The following is a 19829-nucleotide window of genomic DNA, read 5'->3' on the forward strand; positions in this document are numbered from 1 at the left end:
AGTAAGGAAATGAAAGTAGGTGACAAAATGCCATCAGTTGTGGAAGGTGTTATTATTGAAAACTGCAATGGAACGATTAATTTAGGAGATAAATATAACGTGCAGCCAATTGAAAAAACGAAAGCGTATAATGGATCGGGATCATCGAACACAGGAATGAAAGTACAAACATTTAGTGGTATTAGTACAACGGATGTAGGGGATAGCGACGTGAATGATCAAGGAATACAGTTTACTTTATAGAGAAATATGTAAAATTGCATAAAATGATGAACTTGCTCTGTGCTACAATCTAGCTGTGAGCTGTTAATGATTCTTCTGTATTATAGTTGTTAGATTAGAAATATAACATCCTATCGAAAATCATACGTATAAAAAAGACACTTCAAACGAAGTGTCTTTTTTCATTTTAGTGATACCCTTTGGCAGAGTCTTTATGAATTTTATTTTTAAAGATACTGTAACTCCAAAGTTGATATCCAATAACAATTGGTACCATAACCATTGCAACGAAGAACATAATTTTTAAGTTTAATTGACTACCAGCTGCGTTGTATAACGTTGTGCTATAAGCATCATTAATACGAGATGGTAACATTCTTGGGAACATACCCGCAAAGCCTGTTGTCATAAACATTGCGATTGTTAAGCAAACGAATGTGAATGCAAGGCCGATTTTATGTTTGTACACCATAATAAGTGCGAGTACACTCATTAACATTGCAAGTACTGGAAGAATGAATAGTACCGGATATTCTGTGAAGTTTTGGAATAAATTTGTACGATTTGCAGTTGCTACATAGAAAATAGCTAAAATAATAGCAGCTGCCATTGAAAACGGTCTTGCGATTTTATAAGCACGGTCGGATACTTCACCAGTCGTTTTAATCATAACCCAAAGGGCACCAGATACGACGAATATAGCAGTGAAGAACAACCCTCCTAAAATACCGTAATGATTTAGTAAGCTAAGTAAATTTCCTTCATAGCCATTTTTTCCGATTTGTAGTCCGTAATAAAGATTAGCAAATGTAACACCGAATAGGAAAGCAATTAAGAAACTACCAATTGCAAATGCCCATTTACAAGTTTTTTGCCAAATTGGTGAATCATCTTTATGCATGAATTCAAGTCCAGCAGCACGAGCAAATAGTGCAAGTAATACTAAAAATAACGGTGTATATAGATAACTAAACATATTTGCATATGTGACTGGGAAGGCAGCAAATGTTGCGCCACCAGCTGTAATTAACCACACTTCATTACCGCCCCAGAATGGGCCAATTGCTTCTTGTAATTGATTTCGTTCTTGTCGATCTTTCGTAACGAAAGGAAAAATCATTCCGTTACCAAGTGCATATCCATCAAGAATGAAGTAAACTGTCCAAATCACGCCCCATAAACCAAACCAGATGATCGCAAGCATATCATGAGACATGATATGCACCTCCCTCAGTAACAGGTTCCTCTAATGCTGCTGGTCCTTTTTTCGCGAACTTCAGCATTAAGTATACGTCTGCGATTAAAAGTAAAGTGTAGAACAAGATTAAACTAATTAATGAGAACCAAATTTGCGGGACAGATATAGGTGATACAGATTCTGCTGTACGCATTAGTTTATAAACTGTCCATGGTTGACGACCTACTTCGGCAACAATCCAACCAGCGTTAATTGCGATATATGGTAGTAAAACAGACCATATTGTAATTTTTAAGTAACGTTTTGAGTTTTCTAGTTTTCCTTTTCGATTTAAATAGAAACCGTACCAAGTTAATGCCATAAAGAACATACCAAGTGCAACCATTAAGCGGAAGCTATAGTACACGAGGTTAACATTTGGACGATCTTCTTTCGGAATATCTTTTAAACCAACAATTTCGCCATCAAATGAATTTGTATAGAAGAAGCTTCCTAATTTTGGAATCGTTAGGAATTCAAAGTTCTTTTCGTTTTTTACATCAGGAATTTGAACAATCGAGAAGCCTTGTCCTTTTCCAGTTTCCCAAACAGCTTCCATCGCAGCACCTTTAGCTGGTTGATATTTAGCTGCTGATACACCAGATTGATGTCCCATAAACGGTGTAATTGTTGCGGCGAATAAGCCTAACATTAAGCCAAATTTAAATGATTTTTTGAAGAATTCAACTTCATTCTTACGTAATAAGTGATAGGCACTAATTGCCATAACGAAGAAAGCACCAACAATATAACAACCAACTACAGTATGGAAGAACATATTCCAAGCGTATGGATTCGTAACGAGTGCCCAGAAATCATTTAATTCAGCGCGGCCGTTACGCACAACGTAGCCAACAGGGTTTTGCATAAAGCCGTTTGCTGTAATAATCCAAAGGGCGGAAATATTTGTTCCAAGTGCAACCATCCACATACAGAAGGCACGGAACTTTGGTGAAATTTTGTCTTTACCGAATAACCATATTCCCATGAAAGTAGATTCTAAGAAGAAGGCAACGAGTGCTTCAATTGCGAGAGGAGATCCGAAAATATCTCCCATATATTTGGAGTACTCAGACCAGTTTGTTCCAAATTGGAATTCCATCGTAATCCCGGTTATAATTCCCATTACGAAGTTAATTGTAAATAATTTACCCCAGAAATTTGCCATTTTGCGGTATGTTGGATTCAATGTGCGGGCGTATTGAGTTTCCATACATGCTACTAAAATAACAAGTCCGATTGTCAAAGGTACAAATAAAAAGTGATAAAAAATAGTAATTGCAAATTGAAAACGACTCAGTAACAGAACGTCGGACATAATAAATATTCACTCCTTTTTTACATTATCTACAATCAGTTTATAGTGAAAATACGTTTAAAGTATGTGAAACTTGTTACAAAGCTGTGTGTATATTTTGAAAGAATTATGTCGATTATCTGAAAATATCTTATTTCTACTATAAAGCGATATCCTTTTTGAGTTTTTCATATTTTGGTACACTATTTATGTAGTGTAAACGAGAGAAAAGAGGGCCTTTACTATGAAGTCATTAGAAGAGATTTTGCAATACAATGAGAAATTTGTTGAAGAGAAAAAATATGAAGAGTTTGTAGCGGGGAAATTTCCAAATAAAAAGATGGTCATTATTTCTTGCATGGATACAAGACTTGTTGAACTATTGCCGAAAGCGATGAATATGCGTAACGGCGATGTGAAAATTATTAAAGTAGCAGGCGCTGTTATTTCACATCCGTTTGGAAGTATTATGCGTAGTATTTTAGTCGCTGTATATGAACTTGGTGCTGATGAAGTATGTGTAGTGGGTCACCATGATTGTGGTATGGCAAAAATTCAAGCGAGCAGTACGATTGAGAAAATGAAAGAGCGCGGTATAACAGAAGAGAAATTAGATATGCTTCGTTATTCTGGAATCGATTTAGAACAATTCTTGCGCGGTTTCTCTAGTGTAGAAGAAAGTGTAGAACATAGCGTATCAGTACTTCGCAACCACCCATTACTTCCAGAAGAAGTACCTGTTCACGGTCTTGTTATCGATCCTGATACAGGAAAATTAGATTTAGTTGTGAATGGTTACGACAATTAAGAATTTACTTTGTCATCCTTTTTATCTGGGACAGGATCAAATCCTCCCGGGTGGAAAGGGTGACATTTTAATATACGCTTACAAGTAAGCCAAAAGCCTTTGAGGGCACCATGTTTTTGAAACGCCTCTAATCCGTAATGAGAACAAGTTGGATAAAAGCGGCAAGTTGGCGGTGTCATTGGAGAAATGAATTTTTGATAAAAGTGTATAATCCCAATAAAAATCTGTTTCATAACGGTCTCCTTTTCAGCATATTCTTAAAGTATTATAGCACGACTGTACATAATACTTTACTAATGTGCATTTCCGTTATATCATATTGGATATAACGGAATTAAATTAAAAGCGGGAGAGATGTTGTATGCCATCAGTAGAAAGCTTTGAATTAGATCATACGATTGTAAAGGCACCTTATGTAAGACATTGCGGAGTTCACAATGTAGGTAGTGACGGTATTGTAAATAAATTTGATATTCGTTTTTGCCAACCGAATAAACAAGCAATGAAACCAGATGTTATTCATACGTTAGAACATTTATTAGCATTTAATTTACGTAAATATATTGATCGTTATCCGCATTTTGATATTATCGATATTTCACCAATGGGCTGCCAAACAGGATATTACCTTGTAGTAAGCGGAACACCGACAGTTCGAGAAATCATTGATTTATTAGAATTAACATTAAAAGATGCGGTTCAAATTACAGAAATTCCAGCTGCAAATGAAACACAATGTGGTCAAGCGAAGCTTCACGATTTAGAAGGAGCAAAACGCTTAATGAACTTCTGGTTAAGCCAAGATAAAGATGAACTTGAGAAAGTATTTGGATAAAGAAAAACTGCCTGTGAAAGGGCAGTTTTTTTTATTGTATTAAGGGCGACCATATTCTTCTTTTTATGAAAAAAAACTAGATACACCAACATATAAAACAAAGGCAGAACCGAGAAAATAAACAAATGCTTTTGCTTTTTCCTGTTTCTTTATTTCATCGATTCCAAAAAGGATAAACATAATACTTAAAAGGATGAATACGAATGACAAAAGTATAGAGATATTTGCAAAGAGGCTAAATATAGCGAGGATGAGGGCAATCGTTGCGAGTATACTTCGAGTGTTTTTAAACATAGAATCCTTCTTTAGTAGAACAGTATAAATGGAATAACAAAAATAATTGTAAACATGCTTAAACCGATGCTAATGAATCCAATTTGCTTTTGTTGTTTTTGAATTGTCTCAATGCCTACTAAAATGCCATATAAACTAAAAAGGAACAAAATGATAGGTGAAAGGATTTGAAAGTTCATTGTAAATGTGCTGTATAGACATAGAACTAAAGTAATAAAAACGATGATGAGTTGTATTTGTCTAATATGCATTTTAGCCCTCCTTAGTAGAAAGAAAATAATGATAAATGCTAAATTGATTGGAATTTCATTCTACATGTAGCGAAAGTAGTTCGATATTAAAATGAAGAATATAAGGCTAGAAACGAAAAAAAACGGAATGCTCATTGATTTTCGTCCGGATATAATTGCGTTAATTCCGACAAGAATAAAGAAACAACTGAGAATAAATTGTACGTATGGGAGAAGTGAGAAATGATCGGTAATCTGGATATAAGTGCAAAGAGAGAGTATGAGAAACGTGAAAAGTCCTAAAACAATCCGTAATCCAGTTAGCATGTAAGTCCCCCTTAAATAGATGATTTACCGGAATAGTTCTGAGAAGCTAAGAAATAAAGCGCCAGATCCAGCGAGAAAAGCAAGTATGCCACTAGATTTTCTGTCTTGTTTTATTTCTCCTAGTCCTATAGTGAAAGCCATTAATCCTAAGAAAATGAACATATAAGGCATCATTTCTCTATTACCAGTAAAATATCCGTATATTGTTATACATAATGCAATGAGTGCAAAAGTAATCTGTAATCCTTTTAGCATATATTTCCCCCCTGTTATTTTGTATAGCTAATGATGAGGAAAATCTAAATAAATCCGATTCTTGAATTTTTTTTCTTTATTTGTTCAAGGGCAATGAGGAATAGTAAAGCTCTTAATAGAAATTGTGAAAGTGGTAGAAAGTTATGCTGACCTGCTAGTAAACGAATATTGGATATGGTGTGGCCTAAAATAAGTAGTAGTATACGAAGCGTATTATGAATTCTTCTTGCTGTTTTTTGTATACGGGTTATCTTCTGGTTTATCGACGGAATGTTTATAAGCGTAGCCTTTATTAATCGTCATGACGGAGAGTACTAATATGAATAGGACGATGATCATACCGATAATTAATATTTTAAACATGAAATCCCTCCTTTTCTTTATTTTACATAATTTTGTAATTGATGAAAACAATAGAAATAAAAAGGATGAAAGAAGGGTGTTACATGGAGCAGAAAAAAACATATTATATATCAATAGGAAACGGTCAAATTTCACAAGTGAAGACAGCGGATACGTATAATTTTGAGATTTCCGCAAATGATGAGGAAATTACGGAATTAAGAGAGTACTTTGATCAAGCATATGTAGAGGATTTAGGTTCATTTGTACGCTCCCACGTTCCATTTGTTGAGTATCATCACGATTCAAATAATGACCGATATGATGAACAACTACAAAAAGCATATAAAATGATTTACGATTTAGGAAATCATGAGACGAAAGAATTAGTCGCGCAAATGGGAATAATCAATGGATTATAATTGGATAATATTATGCAGAAAAGCGAGAATATGCTACAATTTGTGGTAGGAAAAACTTGTAACCATCAATAGGGGAGTAATGGCATGTACAAATTTAAAGATTATTACCACAATACTGTACAATTATCGTTTGAACGTTATCCATTTTCTCCTGAGCCAAAGCATGTTTGGGTTGTATGCCGGTACGGGGATCAATGGTTATTAACGCATCATTTACGTCGCGGTCTTGAATTTCCAGGTGGTAAAGTAGAACTAGGGGAAACACCGGAAGAAGCGGCAGTTCGAGAGGTTCATGAAGAAACCGGCGGCATAGTTTCTGATTTAACTTACTTAGGACAATATAAAGTATCTGGAAAAGACAAAATAATCATTAAAAACATTTATTTTGCAACAATTAGTGCGGTAGAACAACATACGCATTACGAAGAAACGAAAGGATCTGTTTTATTAACAGACATTCCTGACAACATTAAAACGGATAGAAAATTTAGCTTTATAATGCGCGACGATGTATTGGCGCGTACGATGAAACATATAGAAGAAATCGGCTGTTTTACGAAGTAAAGTGGCCGGTTTCTTTTTTTGTGTCTAAATGTAAAGATATCTTTACATTATTTTGGATATATTATACAATTTTGTAAAGATATATTTACATTTTAGGAGGGGAAAGATGGATAAAAGAAAAGAAACAACTGTTACTCTTTCGATGGTTAAATTAAATATCTATGCATTTCTTATAATATTCGCTCTAGCGATTGGAATTAGTTTTTTACATGCATTTCTTTCAGGTGAGGTGCAATTGGAAATTACATTACTAACTATGCTTCTTTTTATTATCACGCTGCTTGTTCTTGTTTGTATTCATGAAGCGATACATTTAATAGGATTTCGTTATATCGGAGGCGTTCCGTGGAGTGAACTAACATGGGGCGTCAATTGGAGATTAGGTGTTGCATATGCTCATTCTAAACAGGCGATTACAGTAAAGCAAATGAAGAAGGTGTTAATGCTTCCGTTTTTACCAACTGGAATTTTGCCAATTGTAATTGGGTTAGCTACGAATATGCCATCAATCTCATTTTTAGGAATTTTACTAACAGCAGGTTGCATGGGTGACATTGCCTTATATCAAAAAGTTTCAAAGTTTCCAGATGATGCGCTAGTTCAAGATCATCCGAGTAAACCGCAATTTACAGTATATGAATCATAAAGGAAGCGGAGGCGTTCGGGAAACGAAGCCTCCTTTTACTATTGTCTTGTTTTTGTCTCTACCTCTAAAAACGAAAGCACCTCCAATAAATCATCCACCACACGTAAATGATTAAAGTCACCCCAAAATGAATCTCTCTTCCACACACCAAGAATCCCTACTCGTTCAGAACCAAGCACATCGTTTTCTGGATGATCCCCAACGTAAAGACATTCTGTGGCCTTAACATCTAGCTTTTTTAAAGCTCGTTCGAAAATTTCAGGATGCGGTTTTTTAATTCCTTCCGCTTCTGAAACGAGAATCGTATTTGTATACGTATGTATGTTTAGTGCGCGAAGATTGTTCATTTGAAAGTCAGTAAAGCCGTTTGTGATAATACCAATTTTAATATTTTGTTGTGTTAAACGTTGAAGTAATTCATGCATGTTTTGGAAAGGGATACAATGATGTTGAAAATTTGTAATGTAGTCGTGCAGCAGTTGTTCTTGCGTTAAAGTAGTAATGTTGTATTCGGAAAGGAGAATATCATACACTTTATCCTTCCACGTATAGCCATTATTATCGAGTGCAAGAAACCGAGAACAATACTCGGATTTTTCTATGTTCATTAAGTGAGAGGTAAAGCGATTATATTGATCAGGAATAAATTGTTCTAGAGATTGGCGCCGATCTAATAGTGTTCCATCTAAGTCGAATAAGACTGCCTGAATCATGGGGAACCTCCTTACAGTTTTTATAATTAATTATCGCATATTCGTTAAAAAATGATTATGATATTTTTGTAGAATGGAATAATGGAGGATTGTATGAAGAGACTGTATGGTAAGTTAGTAGGGGTTATGGTCGCAATCGGCTTACTAGCAGGGTGCGATAGTTCTATGAAGAGTGTGAAAGAAAAAGAAATTTGTAAAACAGAAGAAGAATGCGTGGAAATAGGAGATAAGAAACTTCAAAAAGTATATGAAAAAATAGATGGATTATCTGAGCTTGAAGCAGTAGAAGATTATGATATAGAAGAGCAGGAAAGTGCGGATATGAAAGAGGCAGAGCAGAAAAAAGAAGATGATGATGAAAATTATTTCTTTTTAGCTTCTTATTATATTGATGGTGATGAAATTGTTGATCCTTATTTTGAAAAAATAGAACGGAAACGTTTAAATAAAGTATTCGCTGAAGATAAAGAAGCGAAAGAAGAGGTGCTACAACAACGTCAAGATAGAGGGTATCATGAAGATTTATGGGATATGTATCGCACGCTTATTCCAGCTAAGTATCGCGGGAGTATAACAGAATTTGATTTAATAACGGATGGTTATGACGGTGTTGTTGCTCACGTTATGCCTAGTATAGAGAATCCGAAAGACTGGACTCTTAGCTTAGATACGCTTGATTCTGCGGTAAATATTGATGAAGTGATGAAAACATTAATTCATGAGACGGCTCACGTATTGACGCTCGGGCATAAGCAAATACCAGTAGATGAAAACTATGTAAAGGATTTTGAAGAGGATAAAGATATTTCAACGTACCGAAATAAATGTGGAAATCTTTTCTTACAAGAGGGATGTGCGAAGGAAAACTCTTATATTAACCAATTCTATAATTCTTTCTGGAAGCCTATTGAGCAGGAGTGGACAGAAAAGAAAGTAGAAGAAAGTGAAGAAACGCAAATTGAATTTTTTAAAGAAAAACATGATGAGTTTGTATCACAGTATGGAACGACAAATGTGGCAGAAGATATTGCAGATACATTTACAGCATTTATTTTGCAAGATTCAAAAAAAGTGAAAGAAGGATCGGAGTTAAAGTATAAAAAAATTGCCTTTTTCTATCAATTCCCTGAGCTTGTAAAAATGAGAGTGGAAGTGTTGGCAGGATTATATGATGTTTCGAAAACGATAGAACAACGAAGTGGAAACTAATGCGAGTTATATATGTTAGCTAAGAAAACGTAAAGAATTGTAGTTCTTTACGTTTTTTATGTTGATAAAATTGAAAATTCTGTATTTTTATTAAAAAGAAGAAGGAACTATCACTATAAAATAGAATTAGTATAAAAATGTCACAATTTAGACACAATTATAATGCGCGTGTTATAGGGACTATAAGTTTACTCTCGAGGAGGTAATGAAACGTATGAAAACGATTCTTGCTGTTGCTGGTCTCATTTGGGTAATGTCTCACGGTTTTCCGATTTTTGAAGGGGAGCAAATTCGTAGTGCATTGGATAAAAAGTTTAATGATTATCATGTAATAGATCGAAAAGATAATGTCGTTACAGTACGTGTGAAAGATTGTTTCCATACAGTTACGGTTGCGGATGGAAACGTTAAAAATGAAACAAAGATGTGTGATAAAAAGTAAAAGAAAGAAGCTGACTATAGTCTGTTGCCCTAAGTCAGCTTTTTTTTCGTTTCCCAATTAGAAGTTTTTCAAATGCTTCAACAAACACATACATAAGTGTTGCGAGGACACAGGTGAGTAGTACGCTCAGTAAGACGAGAGTGAAATTAAATACTTGGAATCCGTAGCTAATTAAGTAGCCAAGACCTTGTTTAGAGACGAGAAGTTCGCCGAATATAACACCGACCCATGATAAACCGACGTTCACTTTTAATGTTGAAATAATGGCTGGGAAAGATGCAGGGAGAACTACTTGTTTATAACATTGCCATTTATTTGCGCCAAATGTGTCCATCACTTTTATATAGTTAGAATCGACTTCTTGGAATGCGCTGTAAATAACGAGAATGGTAATGATGATGGAAATGATTACTCCCATTGCAATTGACGAAGAAATATTTGGACCGAAGATTACAATGATAATCGGCCCAAGTGCCACTTTTGGCATGGCGTTTAGGACGACGAGATATGGATCAAGTACACGGGCGAGAAGTGGTATCCACCAAAGGAAAGTAGCGATAATGGCTCCGAGCACTGTTCCAAGAATGAAGCCTACTCCCGTTTCAAGTAATGTCGTCCATATGTGAACCCAAAGCGAACCGTCCATCCATTTGTTAAGGAAGAGATCCCAAATGCTTGAAGGAGAGCTAAAGAGTAAAGGATCAATCCATTCTTTTTTGCTAGCGATTTCCCATAGTGCAAAGAAAAGAATGAGCAGTAAAAGCTGCAAAGAGCGTGCTAACCATGCGCGCCTGCGTTCTTTTTTCCGAAACTGTTCATGTAGTTGCTTTATATTATCCAAGACGCTCCAGCTCCTTCCATATATTTTGGAAGAGGGATGGGAAGTCATGGTGGTGGCGTGATTCTAACGGTGATAAGGAACGGATGCTTTCTGGGACAATAAATGTTTTTGCAATTTTTCCAGGATTCGCTTGTAGTAAATAAATACGATCACTCATCGCAATTGCTTCTTCAATATCATGTGTCACGAGTAGTGAAGTTTTCTTATATTTGTGTAGTAAGCTGAAAACGAGATCTTCTAGTTTCAATTTCGTTTGATAATCGAGCGCTGAGAATGGTTCATCTAGCAATAAAATTTTTGGATCGGTCGCTAACGTTCGAACGAGGGCGGCACGTTGACGCATACCACCGGATAGTTCACGAGGGTATTGCTGCTCTACATCATGTAGACCGACTTGCTTTAAAAGCTGTAAAGTATGTTCTTTCGTCTGTTCATCGTAAATGTTTCGGATATGAAGTCCAAGCATAATATTTTCTTCAATTGTCTTCCAAGGGAACAAGTAGTCTTGCTGCAACATATACCCCATAGATGAAGTTTTCGTTGTAATGGGCTCACCATCTAAAAAGACGATACCTTCAATTGGATCAAGCAGCCCGGCAATAATGGAGAGGAGTGTCGTTTTGCCGCAACCACTTGGACCGAGTATAGAAATGAATTCGCCTTCTTCCACTTGTAAACTCATATCTTCGAGAATCAATTTGGCATTCTCTTTTGCGAAAAAGCAGTGAGAAACGTTACGTATTTGTAAAAAGCTCATACACTTCGCCTCTATTTCTTAATAACGCTCTCGGCAATTTTTGTATTGACGAGCGCTTCATGTGGAACTTCTTTTTGTAATTCGCCAGCGTCTTTCATAATCGTTTGGAGCTGTTTCCATTCTTCCGCATCTAATAGCGGATTTGTCGCATAAGAATGTTGCTTTTTATACCGTTCAATTACTTTTACTGTAATGTCTTTTGAAGTATCTTTAAATAACGGAGAAACGGCATCAGCAATCTCTTCTGGACTATGAGTATCAACCCATTGTTGCGCTTTATAGAGAGCACGTGTGAATTTTTCAGCAGCAACTTTATCTTTCTTTAAGAAACTTTCCTTTGCCATGAACGAGGTATATGGAACAGTACCAGATTCATTTCCGAACGAAGCGACGATATAACCTTTTCCTTCTTTTTCGAATATACTTGCAGTCGGTTCAAAGAGCTGTACAAATTCCCCCGTACCAGATGCGTAGGCATTTGCAATGTTAGCAAATTCGATGTTTTGAATTAAGTTTGTATCTTTGTGAGGATCGATGCCATTTTTCTTTAAAACGTATTCTCCAACCATTTGCGGCATACCGCCTTTACGTTGTCCTAAAAACGTAACACCTTTTACGTCATTCCAATTAAAAGAGTCTAATTTTTTACGCGAAACTAAAAATGTTCCATCTGTTTGTGTAAGTTGTGCGAAGTTAATGACAGGGTCTTTTGCGCCTTGTTGATGAACGTAAATGGACGTTTCAGAACCGACGAGAGCAATATCAATGCCACCAGATAATAGGGCGGTCATCGTTTTATCTCCGCCAGCTGTTGTTTGGAGATCAATATTTAATCCTTCCTCTTTAAAAAATCCTTTTTCAATCCCAACATATAACGGGGCATAGAAGAGAGAATGGGTAACTTCGCCGATCCGAATGTTTTGAGTTTGTTCTTTCGTACCTTCTTTTTTACTACTGCAAGCAGAAAATGTGAAAACAGCTAGTAACATGATACAAAAAACAGCTATTAATTTTTTCACTATATAACACCTCCTAGAAGTCACTCTACAAGCATGATATGTAGGTAAGTGCCCATATGTGAGTGTAGATAGCAGGAATTTTTTTGGGGATAAAGAAGTACAAATATAAGGGGTGATAAAATGGAGTACGAATATGATGATAGCGTACATTTACATCTTGATTATTTCGGAACAGAATGTGATATGGAATCGATTGCTTATAAGCGGAAGAATGAAGATGTGTGGGATGTATATTTTAATTTTGGAGCATATGGTCTTCAGAAAGATGGGATCGAGACGGGGAAATTTATGGACGAATATGCTGGTTATTACGTTTTTTCTGTACATGCTCGTGATCTTAGTTGGGAATTTGGAAGTGCTCAATTTGAAGAGTGGGTTTTGAAAAATCATATAGTAGAAAAATCACTGCAAAAATAGGGAGGTATTTTGTGGTCGATTTTCTCATTTTCTTGTTCATTTTTGTAGTCGGATTTTTTATTATGCAAGTACTCGTTTACCGATTTGCAAAGAAAAACATCCAAAAATACACACAAATAAAATGGCTTCATTTGTGGCTAGAGATGAATATGAAAAAAGGACCGAGATTAGATCTTTTTGATTTTGTAGTTATCGTACTCGTATGTATTATATGGAAAGTATGGATGTATTCTATTATATGATAAATATGCCCATATCTGTTAAAATGAAGGAGAACCTATCATTGTTGGTAGGTTCTTTTCTTATGGTAATATTTTTATGAAGCATAGTTCGTTTATTATGCTACTAGAATATAGAAGAGATAAAGAAGGTGTATTTTTTAAGGGGAAATTAAGGATATACGTGTATAATACAAACACATAGGGAGACTAACTGTATACAAATATGTTATTTTGTATATGACAATATGTTTGTTGATGCGAGACGAAGGGGTAAAGGAAAGAGGGAATAAATTGCGTTTTAATGTTTTTACACAGCGACGAAGAAGAGATGAATTTCATTTTAGTTTCTCGGCTCAGCAACCGAGAAAGAATCTATTAATTTCTATCATTCTTAGTGGAATGTGGGCGATCTGTTTAGAAACGCTATTCTTTGTTATGTTAAGGTCTTTCGAATTTGAGAAAACTAAAGATTTTTTTAATGGGGAAATACCGCTAAGTATACTTATTATTGTTTTGTGGAGTGCACTACTATACATCATTCATTTGAATAAAGGCATCAGCCATAAGCTTAGGCCAGCCATTCGAGTTTATGTCGTATTATTTTTAATCGCTCATACAATGAATTGGATGTATATCATGATACAGGAGGATATGAGCCTTATAGTAGTAAATACATGGGTGTATTTACAAAATGGGCAGTATATATTAAGCCTGTTATTTATTTATATGGTATATGTTTTTGCATATAATTTGTTTGGAAGAGTTTTCTTAAGTACAACGATAACTAGCTTAGTTTTAATTATTTTTGTGATGGTGAACCATTTTAAGCTTATTTTTAGAGGAGAGCCATTCTATCCGTCTGATTTCACACAGGTTGGTCATATGGACTCCGTTATACCGATGGTTATGGATTATTTCAGTTTTTGGAATATGTTCCTGACAATCGTTGGCATTGTGTTGATTGTATTTGTAGTTACGTATATACGAAAGTATATTCCAGTTATAAAATCACATATTATGATGAGGATTATTTTAATATGTGGCTCGGGGTTTATGTTGTATGGATATAGTAACTATCCTACTACTTTTATGAATGATTTATTTATAAAAGGTGGAGTAGACATCCGTGCATGGAATCAAGCTGCAAATTATAAAGCGAATGGTTTTATTATTGGATTTTTAAGTAACTTAGATACGACGGTTATTAAAGAGCCAGAGGAATATTCAAAAGAAAATATGCAGCAAATTGCAAAGGATATAGAAAAACAATATAGTGGCAAAGTAAAAGCACACAAAAAAGTAGAAAAGCCGAACATTATATTTATTATGAGTGAAGCATTTTGGGATCCAACAAAATTAACGAATCTTTCATTTAGCGAAGATCCAGTGCCGAATTTACATCGTTATACAGAGAATTTCCCAGGGGGACAAACGATAGCTCCTACATTTGGAGGGAATACAGCAAATACAGAATTTGAAGCATTAACGAGTTACTCAATGAGTCTTTTAATGCCTGGTTCTATACCATATCAACAAGCTGTTCCAAGTCAGAAAGAGATTCCATCTATTGCAAGTGAGTTGAAGAAACAAGGGTATTATGCAAGCGCAATTCATGCTTTTAACCGATCGTTTTATAAACGGGAAGATGTATATAAAACATTAGGATTTGATAATTTTAATGCAGAAGACACGATGAAAAATAAAGAAGTAGTTGGAGATAATATTGGTGATTTATCTATGAGTAAAGAAATAATAGATGAATTAAAAAAGAGAAAACAACCGACATTTATTCATGCGGTGACGATGCAAAATCATTTTCCATATAAACCAAATATGTTTGGGGAAAATAAAATAGAAATTAGTGGATTAACAGAAGAGGAATCGAAGGCAGAATTAGAAGCATATACAGAAGGTGTACGACTGTCTGATGAAGCTCTGAAATATTTAGTAGAGCAGCTTGATGATTTAGACAGGCCTACTTTATTAGTCTTCTTTGGAGATCATTTACCTATGTTAGGAACTAATAAATCTATTTATAAAGAAGCAGGATATATAGAAAATGAAGAGACGGTAAGAGAAAGATTAATTATGTCAGAAACACCATTGTTAATGTATGCGAATTACGATTTGCCAAATGACAACTTAGGTTTAGTAAGTCCAATTTATTTTTCTAGTCTTGTTTTTGATTATGCAGGATTAAATCAATCACCATTTTATCAATTTTTATCAAAAATGCATAAAGAAATCCCCGTTCTTAGAGATGAGTTAAAGGTTAATAAAGATGGGGAAGAGATAACAGATTTAACGAAAGAACAAAAAGAAATGTTAGAGCAATATAAAATGCTCCAATATGATCTACTTGCTGGAAAGCAGTATAGTAAAGAGATACTTTTTAAATAGAAAAACAAAAAGAACTTGTATATCGATACAAGTTCTTTTTTATAGTATTTAACGGGGTAACCAGACAAGCTGGGTTTAGGGAGTATTACCTGTACATTTAGTATAAATGAAAATGTAACCGTTTTATTGAATGATTTGTGAGAAATGTGTGAATTTTAACCTTTTTAAAAACTACGTTCCTATCGATACATTTGGCATAGTTTTTTATGAATGTAAAAACTTCATGAGTTCTTTGTTTAATTCATCCGCTTGATCGATAGGAGAGCCGTGACCACTATTTGTGAGAGGATGTAACTGAGAATTTTTAATCCGCTTTTGCGTAAGTTCAGCGCTTTTGTATGGGATAAGTTGATCATGAATACCGTGGAATATTTTTGTTGGAACGTTAATTTTACTTAAGTCTTTTGTTACATCTTCATTTGCGGCTGCTTGCAATATTTTGATGAGAGCATAGGAAGCAGACTGCATACCGAGATAAGAAAACCATTCTAACGTAGCAGATCCTAAATTTCTATTAAAAAATGATAAAGATACATCATTTAAAAATTTAGGTAGATTCGCATACATTTGATTAATGAGGGTATCTGCTTGTTCCTTTGGTACACCGTAAGGAGATTCTTGATTTTTAACAAATGAAGGAGAAACAGCATCAATTAATGCGAGCTTAGAAATGCGGCGACCGTTATAACGAGACATGTACCGAATAGAAAGAGCGCCACCTACTGAGAAACCGACTAATGTAGCATTTTCTACTTGGAGTGCTTCTAGAACAATTGCGATATCATCGGCTAATCGATCGTATGTGTAACCAGTCCATGGTTTATCAGATTGCCCATTTCCGCGTATATCCATAGCGATGCAGCGAAAGCCGTGCTGTGGTAACACGTTGAGCTGATATTGGTACATTTGATGATTTAAAGGCCAGCCGTGGACGAAGAAAACAGTTTTACTACCAGGACCAGGATTAACGTCTTGCACAAAAATATGCACATCTTTCTCGACGGTAACAAACATAAGTTATCCCCCTATCCTATTCGTATGCTCTATCCCAAAAGCGTTGTTTCGTCATAGCTTTTGGGATAGAGCGTTGGATTTTGTTCTATTCAAACACCAGGATTTCCTTCATTCTTTTCCGCTTCTATAAAATCTCTCCCACATAATATACGTATTATTGTTTATAATTTTTATGATTGCATATCGTCTGAAAATATCACGGTTTTGGGATGATTTTCCTCAAATGTTCGATTTCTCTTTGTTTGTATAAGAAAATCATTTATTATAATAAATGGTATTCTTCGAGATATTATTTTGAAGGGGTGTTGAAGTGAAAGAAAGTTTTCTATCATATAAAGAAGAAGAAAGGAATGCCAAAATCTTTTTGTGGGTGCTATATGTCATTGTTATTTCATACCAAGTTTTATATGCAATCGTATTAGAGAATAAATCACTAACGGATAAGGGACATAGCATACTATGGCAAGTAATTTGCGGAACTGTAATACTCGGTGTAAATGTATATTTAATAAAAAAGGAGAAAGCGAATCTTGTTAAATATGCATGTTTATTTGCATACATAGGAATAGAAATTGCTAATATACTTTCGTATATGCTTTATAATAAGGCGGCATTTGATGGGGTAAATATAATAGAAATTATTCTCATCTTCTTTGTACCTATATTTTTAAATAAAAAATATTTTGTGTTTGTACTTTCAACTATTGTAGTGAAATATGTGATTTATTTATTTGTATTAAAAGAAGTAAAAGGATTTATGTTCCTCATTATGTATACACTCGTATTAATAGCAGCATACATCATTTTAAATCGATTTATACAATACCTTTCAGCGGTAAAGGAAAGTATTAAGATTGCTAGTGAATCACAAAAATTAGCAGTAATCGGAAAAATGGCAGCGACAGTGGGACATGAAATTAAAAATCCCCTTGCTTCATTAAAAGGATTTACGCAGTTACAACGAGAGAAGCATGGGGAGGACCCTATTTACAAACAGATGATTTTTGAAATAGAAAATATGAATAATATGATAAGCGAATTGATGGAGGTTGCTACATGTAAACCTTCTATTTATAAGAAACATAATATAGGTGAGATTGCATTACAAGCAGTAGCAATTCTTCGAGAAAAAATGAATGAATCTAGTGTCCAGCTTATTTCTAATATCGAAGAAAAGATAATAGAGGTTGAATGTGATGAGCGGAAAATAAGAGGAGTCTTTCTATATGTCATAAAAAATGCTCTGGAGGCAATGGAGCAAGGTGGCACATTAGAGTTAAGGTTAGAAAATAAAGGACAAGATTATGTAATGCTAAGTGTAATCGATAATGGTTATGGTATTAAGAAAGAAAATTTGGCTCGTGTTACAGAAGCTTTTTATACAACGAAACAAGATAAAATTGGTTTGGGACTTACGGTAGCGAATCGGCTTGTTACTGAGCAGCATCTTGGTGAATTACATATTTCAAGTAAAAGAGATATTGGAACTAGAATAGATATCATTCTCCCGAAGCAACGTGGAAATAGTGAAATCCAAGGGGGAGAAAAGCTAGGAGTTACCATATGAATAAAGACGATATATTTAAAAATGAAGAAATGAAGGCGCTGAAAACATTTTTAAGTTTATTTTTTATTATATTTTTTGTATACGATCTTGCCTATGAATTTATTGTACCTTTAATAGGAGGAGCGCAAGAAGGAGTAGGACAATTTGAAGATGGTTTAGGTTTATGGCTTTATTTTCTGATGGTGATCTTATTTTGTATTGGAGTATATTTCATGAAATGGAAGAATCCATTTGTAGTGAAATATATTATACTAATTGGATATAATCTATTAGATTTTATCCATAATTTTATGATTTACTACGGTAGTGATGCTGAGTTTGATGGTGGGAATATAGTAGAAGGATTTTTTATTTTATTTGCCCCACTTTTTGTGAATAAAAGATATTTTTGGTTAGTTCCGAGCATACTTGTTGGAAAATACGCTCTTATAGGAGTCATTATTCACTCGTCACTCGTTTTAATCCCGATGGCATTATATAGCGTATTTACTATCATATGTTGGATTATGTTTTTAAGGTTTCAATCTTACGTTCGTACGCTTGAGATGATGGATAAAGAAATACAACAAACAGAAAAGCTAGCAACTGTTGGGAAAATGGCTACAGTTATTGGTTACAAAATTAGAAGACCTCTAGCCAATTTAGATAAATTTGTGAATAAGCAAGCAATTAAATATCCAGAGGATAAAATATATAGTGATATTATGAAACAAGAAGTAGAACGAATTCATATAATCGCTACAGAACTTAGTGGATTTGAGAAATCTAAATCACTAGAATCAGAAGTTCATAATATAGAAGAAATTATTGCTTATGTTATTCGAGTTATGGGGAAGCCTGCTTTAAATCAAGGCGTACACATACAAGGTATTTATAGTAAAGACATACCATCAATTACATGCGATGAAAAACGGTTAAAACAAGTGTTTTTTAATTTGATTAAAAATGCGATTGAAGCAATGTCAGTTGGTGGAACCATTACGATTAAAGTGACTGTAGAAGATGCAATCATTGTTCAAGTTAAGGATGAGGGTTGCGGTATTCCAAAAGATAAAATTCCAAAGCTAAATGAAGCGTTTTACACAACGAAAGAAACGGGAACAGGTTTAGGTTTAGTAGTTACAGAAAAAATTATTAAAGACCACAACGGTAAAATGAGTTTTGAAAGTGAAGTTGGGGTTGGAACGACGGTGAAGGTTATGTTGCCACTGCATTAACTACAAAAAACATCACTTATTTGGAAGTGATGTTTTTTTATTTTATCTCACTATTTGCATATGGTAAAAAACTCATTTTATCGATAAAGAATGTATGATGTGTTTATAACATCAAAATGTTTTTTGAAATTTTTCAATATGGATTTTCCAGAAAAAAATTTAGACTATCAAAATTAATTGTTTTTTTCAAAAAAACTATTTTCTTTTTTGGATTTTAATGGTATATTCAAAACACGATAAATAAATACCTATATTTGGCACACTATTCGAAAGGATAGGTCGCAAAGCTAAGAGTCTAAAGTAATGAAAATTACTATGATAGTCTGGTTGCAGTTTGGATTTTCATACATAGTTGTATGTATGAAAATCCAAGAGGCAACCGGATTTTTTATTGTCTTAAAAAGAAAAAATAAATGGGCACACTATTCGAAAGGATAGGTCGCAAAGCTAAGAGTCTAAGGTAATGAAAATTACTATGATAGTCTGGTTGCAGTTTGGATTTTCACACATGTTGTGATGTATGAAAATCGAAA

General features: G+C 34.5%; 25 protein-coding genes and 2 riboswitches. Of the genes, 13 read left to right on the forward strand and 12 right to left on the reverse strand.

The annotated features are described in order from the left end of the window. Positions 1-9: 9 nt before the first annotated feature. On the forward strand, positions 10-243 hold the full coding sequence (locus tag AC2CGR_RS14015; RefSeq protein ID WP_131100914.1) for a spore germination protein: 234 nt from the start codon (positions 10-12) through the stop codon (positions 241-243). A 166-nt stretch (positions 244-409) separates the two neighbouring features. On the opposite strand, the gene cydB is transcribed toward AC2CGR_RS14015, so the two are convergent. Together cydB and cydA are read right to left on the reverse strand one after the other, a co-directional pair. Continuing rightward, positions 410-1438, reverse strand: a complete 1029-nt coding sequence (gene cydB, locus AC2CGR_RS14020) for a cytochrome d ubiquinol oxidase subunit II (RefSeq protein ID WP_000017662.1) — start codon at positions 1436-1438, stop codon at positions 410-412. Continuing rightward, positions 1428-2777 carry a cytochrome ubiquinol oxidase subunit I gene (gene cydA, locus AC2CGR_RS14025; protein ID WP_087966599.1) on the reverse strand — a complete coding sequence of 450 codons (1350 nt, stop codon included), beginning with the start codon at positions 2775-2777 and terminating at the stop codon, positions 1428-1430. Before cydA ends, cydB begins: the two co-directional genes overlap by 11 nt. A 223-nt stretch (positions 2778-3000) precedes the next feature. Here cydA and AC2CGR_RS14030 point away from each other — a divergent pair, with 223 nt between their 5' ends. Further along, positions 3001-3564, forward strand: coding sequence for a beta-class carbonic anhydrase (locus tag AC2CGR_RS14030; RefSeq protein WP_000838159.1), 564 nt, complete (start codon positions 3001-3003; stop codon positions 3562-3564). Here the strand turns inward: AC2CGR_RS14030 and yidD are convergent. Further along, positions 3561-3797, reverse strand: coding sequence for a membrane protein insertion efficiency factor YidD (gene yidD, locus AC2CGR_RS14035; RefSeq protein ID WP_000809327.1), 237 nt, complete (start codon positions 3795-3797; stop codon positions 3561-3563). The genes AC2CGR_RS14030 and yidD overlap by 4 nt on opposite strands. Positions 3798-3925: 128 nt before the next feature. Here yidD and luxS point away from each other — a divergent pair, with 128 nt between their 5' ends. Next, positions 3926-4399, forward strand: coding sequence for an S-ribosylhomocysteine lyase LuxS (gene luxS / locus AC2CGR_RS14040; protein ID WP_001141369.1), 474 nt, complete (start codon positions 3926-3928; stop codon positions 4397-4399). 63 nt (positions 4400-4462) lie between these two features. On the opposite strand, the gene AC2CGR_RS14045 is transcribed toward luxS, so the two are convergent. From AC2CGR_RS14045 to ytzI, 4 genes are all read right to left on the reverse strand, one after another. Next, entirely contained in the window at positions 4463-4693 is a 231-nt protein-coding gene (locus AC2CGR_RS14045; RefSeq protein WP_270184716.1) for a YczI family protein, read from the reverse strand. 11 nt (positions 4694-4704) lie between these two features. Next, a complete protein-coding gene (locus AC2CGR_RS14050; protein ID WP_270184717.1) occupies positions 4705-4944 on the reverse strand; it encodes a hypothetical protein in 240 nt (79 codons plus the stop codon). Positions 4945-5274: 330 nt separating this feature from the next. Beyond that, a complete protein-coding gene (locus AC2CGR_RS14055) occupies positions 5275-5505 on the reverse strand; it encodes a YczI family protein (protein ID WP_000911966.1) in 231 nt (76 codons plus the stop codon). Between the two features lie 213 nt (positions 5506-5718). Beyond that, on the reverse strand, positions 5719-5868 hold the full coding sequence (ytzI, locus tag AC2CGR_RS14060; protein ID WP_131100911.1) for a YtzI protein: 150 nt from the start codon (positions 5866-5868) through the stop codon (positions 5719-5721). An 83-nt stretch (positions 5869-5951) separates the two neighbouring features. Between ytzI and AC2CGR_RS14065 the strand changes: the two genes are divergently transcribed. The 3 genes from AC2CGR_RS14065 to AC2CGR_RS14075 all read left to right on the forward strand — a co-directional run bounded on the left by AC2CGR_RS14065 (position 5952) and on the right by AC2CGR_RS14075 (position 7479). Then, the gene (locus AC2CGR_RS14065) at positions 5952-6269 is read left to right on the forward strand and encodes a hypothetical protein (protein WP_000435820.1); all 318 of its coding nucleotides are present in this window, start codon (positions 5952-5954) and stop codon (positions 6267-6269) included. Between the two features lie 84 nt (positions 6270-6353). After that, the gene (mutTA, locus tag AC2CGR_RS14070; RefSeq protein ID WP_000276389.1) at positions 6354-6833 is read left to right on the forward strand and encodes an antimutator 8-oxo-(dGTP/GTP)ase; all 480 of its coding nucleotides are present in this window, start codon (positions 6354-6356) and stop codon (positions 6831-6833) included. 106 nt (positions 6834-6939) lie between these two features. Further along, positions 6940-7479 carry a DUF3267 domain-containing protein gene (locus AC2CGR_RS14075; protein ID WP_087966595.1) on the forward strand — a complete coding sequence of 180 codons (540 nt, stop codon included), beginning with the start codon at positions 6940-6942 and terminating at the stop codon, positions 7477-7479. 38 nt (positions 7480-7517) lie between these two features. Here the strand turns inward: AC2CGR_RS14075 and AC2CGR_RS14080 are convergent, their stop codons facing one another. Continuing rightward, positions 7518-8192 carry an HAD family hydrolase gene (locus AC2CGR_RS14080; RefSeq protein WP_484480943.1) on the reverse strand — a complete coding sequence of 225 codons (675 nt, stop codon included), beginning with the start codon at positions 8190-8192 and terminating at the stop codon, positions 7518-7520. 93 nt (positions 8193-8285) lie between these two features. Here AC2CGR_RS14080 and AC2CGR_RS14085 point away from each other — a divergent pair, with 93 nt between their 5' ends. Continuing rightward, a complete protein-coding gene (locus tag AC2CGR_RS14085) occupies positions 8286-9401 on the forward strand; it encodes a zinc metalloprotease (protein WP_484480944.1) in 1116 nt (371 codons plus the stop codon). A gap of 214 nt (positions 9402-9615) precedes the next feature. Beyond that, complete coding sequence (locus AC2CGR_RS14090; RefSeq protein WP_000849109.1) at positions 9616-9843, forward strand: hypothetical protein; 228 nt, start codon at positions 9616-9618, stop codon at positions 9841-9843. A 34-nt stretch (positions 9844-9877) separates the two neighbouring features. Here the strand turns inward: AC2CGR_RS14090 and AC2CGR_RS14095 are convergent, their stop codons facing one another. From AC2CGR_RS14095 to AC2CGR_RS14105, 3 genes are read right to left on the reverse strand one after another with little or no spacing between them, the layout of a single operon-like run. Then, entirely contained in the window at positions 9878-10684 is an 807-nt protein-coding gene (locus tag AC2CGR_RS14095) for an ABC transporter permease (RefSeq protein WP_000368783.1), read from the reverse strand. Continuing rightward, positions 10677-11441, reverse strand: coding sequence for an ABC transporter ATP-binding protein (locus AC2CGR_RS14100; protein ID WP_000009047.1), 765 nt, complete (start codon positions 11439-11441; stop codon positions 10677-10679). Before AC2CGR_RS14100 ends, AC2CGR_RS14095 begins: the two co-directional genes overlap by 8 nt. 11 nt (positions 11442-11452) lie before the next feature. Continuing rightward, complete coding sequence (locus tag AC2CGR_RS14105; RefSeq protein ID WP_131100905.1) at positions 11453-12460, reverse strand: ABC transporter substrate-binding protein; 1008 nt, start codon at positions 12458-12460, stop codon at positions 11453-11455. Between the two features lie 120 nt (positions 12461-12580). On the opposite strand from AC2CGR_RS14105, the gene AC2CGR_RS14110 reads away from it, so the two are divergent. The 3 genes from AC2CGR_RS14110 to AC2CGR_RS14120 all read left to right on the forward strand — a co-directional run bounded on the left by AC2CGR_RS14110 (position 12581) and on the right by AC2CGR_RS14120 (position 15498). Continuing rightward, positions 12581-12877: a DUF3986 family protein gene (locus AC2CGR_RS14110; RefSeq protein WP_000455572.1), complete on the forward strand. Its 297-nt coding sequence runs from the start codon at positions 12581-12583 to the stop codon at positions 12875-12877. 11 nt (positions 12878-12888) lie between these two features. Beyond that, positions 12889-13119 carry a hypothetical protein gene (locus tag AC2CGR_RS14115; protein WP_029440218.1) on the forward strand — a complete coding sequence of 77 codons (231 nt, stop codon included), beginning with the start codon at positions 12889-12891 and terminating at the stop codon, positions 13117-13119. 234 nt (positions 13120-13353) lie between these two features. After that, the gene (locus AC2CGR_RS14120; RefSeq protein ID WP_131102656.1) at positions 13354-15498 is read left to right on the forward strand and encodes an LTA synthase family protein; all 2145 of its coding nucleotides are present in this window, start codon (positions 13354-13356) and stop codon (positions 15496-15498) included. Between the two features lie 204 nt (positions 15499-15702). Here AC2CGR_RS14120 and AC2CGR_RS14125 read toward each other — a convergent pair whose 3' ends face one another. After that, entirely contained in the window at positions 15703-16512 is an 810-nt protein-coding gene (locus AC2CGR_RS14125; protein ID WP_131100903.1) for an alpha/beta fold hydrolase, read from the reverse strand. Between the two features lie 310 nt (positions 16513-16822). On the opposite strand from AC2CGR_RS14125, the gene AC2CGR_RS14130 reads away from it, so the two are divergent. Beyond that, a complete protein-coding gene (locus AC2CGR_RS14130) occupies positions 16823-18079 on the forward strand; it encodes an ATP-binding protein (RefSeq protein ID WP_484480945.1) in 1257 nt (418 codons plus the stop codon). Next, on the forward strand, positions 18076-19296 hold the full coding sequence (locus tag AC2CGR_RS14135) for an ATP-binding protein (protein ID WP_087966585.1): 1221 nt from the start codon (positions 18076-18078) through the stop codon (positions 19294-19296). The genes AC2CGR_RS14130 and AC2CGR_RS14135 overlap by 4 nt, the downstream gene beginning before the upstream one ends. A gap of 246 nt (positions 19297-19542) precedes the next feature. After that, positions 19543-19631, forward strand: a riboswitch (cyclic di-GMP riboswitch). Positions 19632-19702: 71 nt separating this feature from the next. Further along, positions 19703-19791: riboswitch (cyclic di-GMP riboswitch) on the forward strand. Positions 19792-19829: the final 38 nt, after the last annotated feature.

Source organism: Bacillus sp. LSHTCR4, from assembly GCF_057197025.1.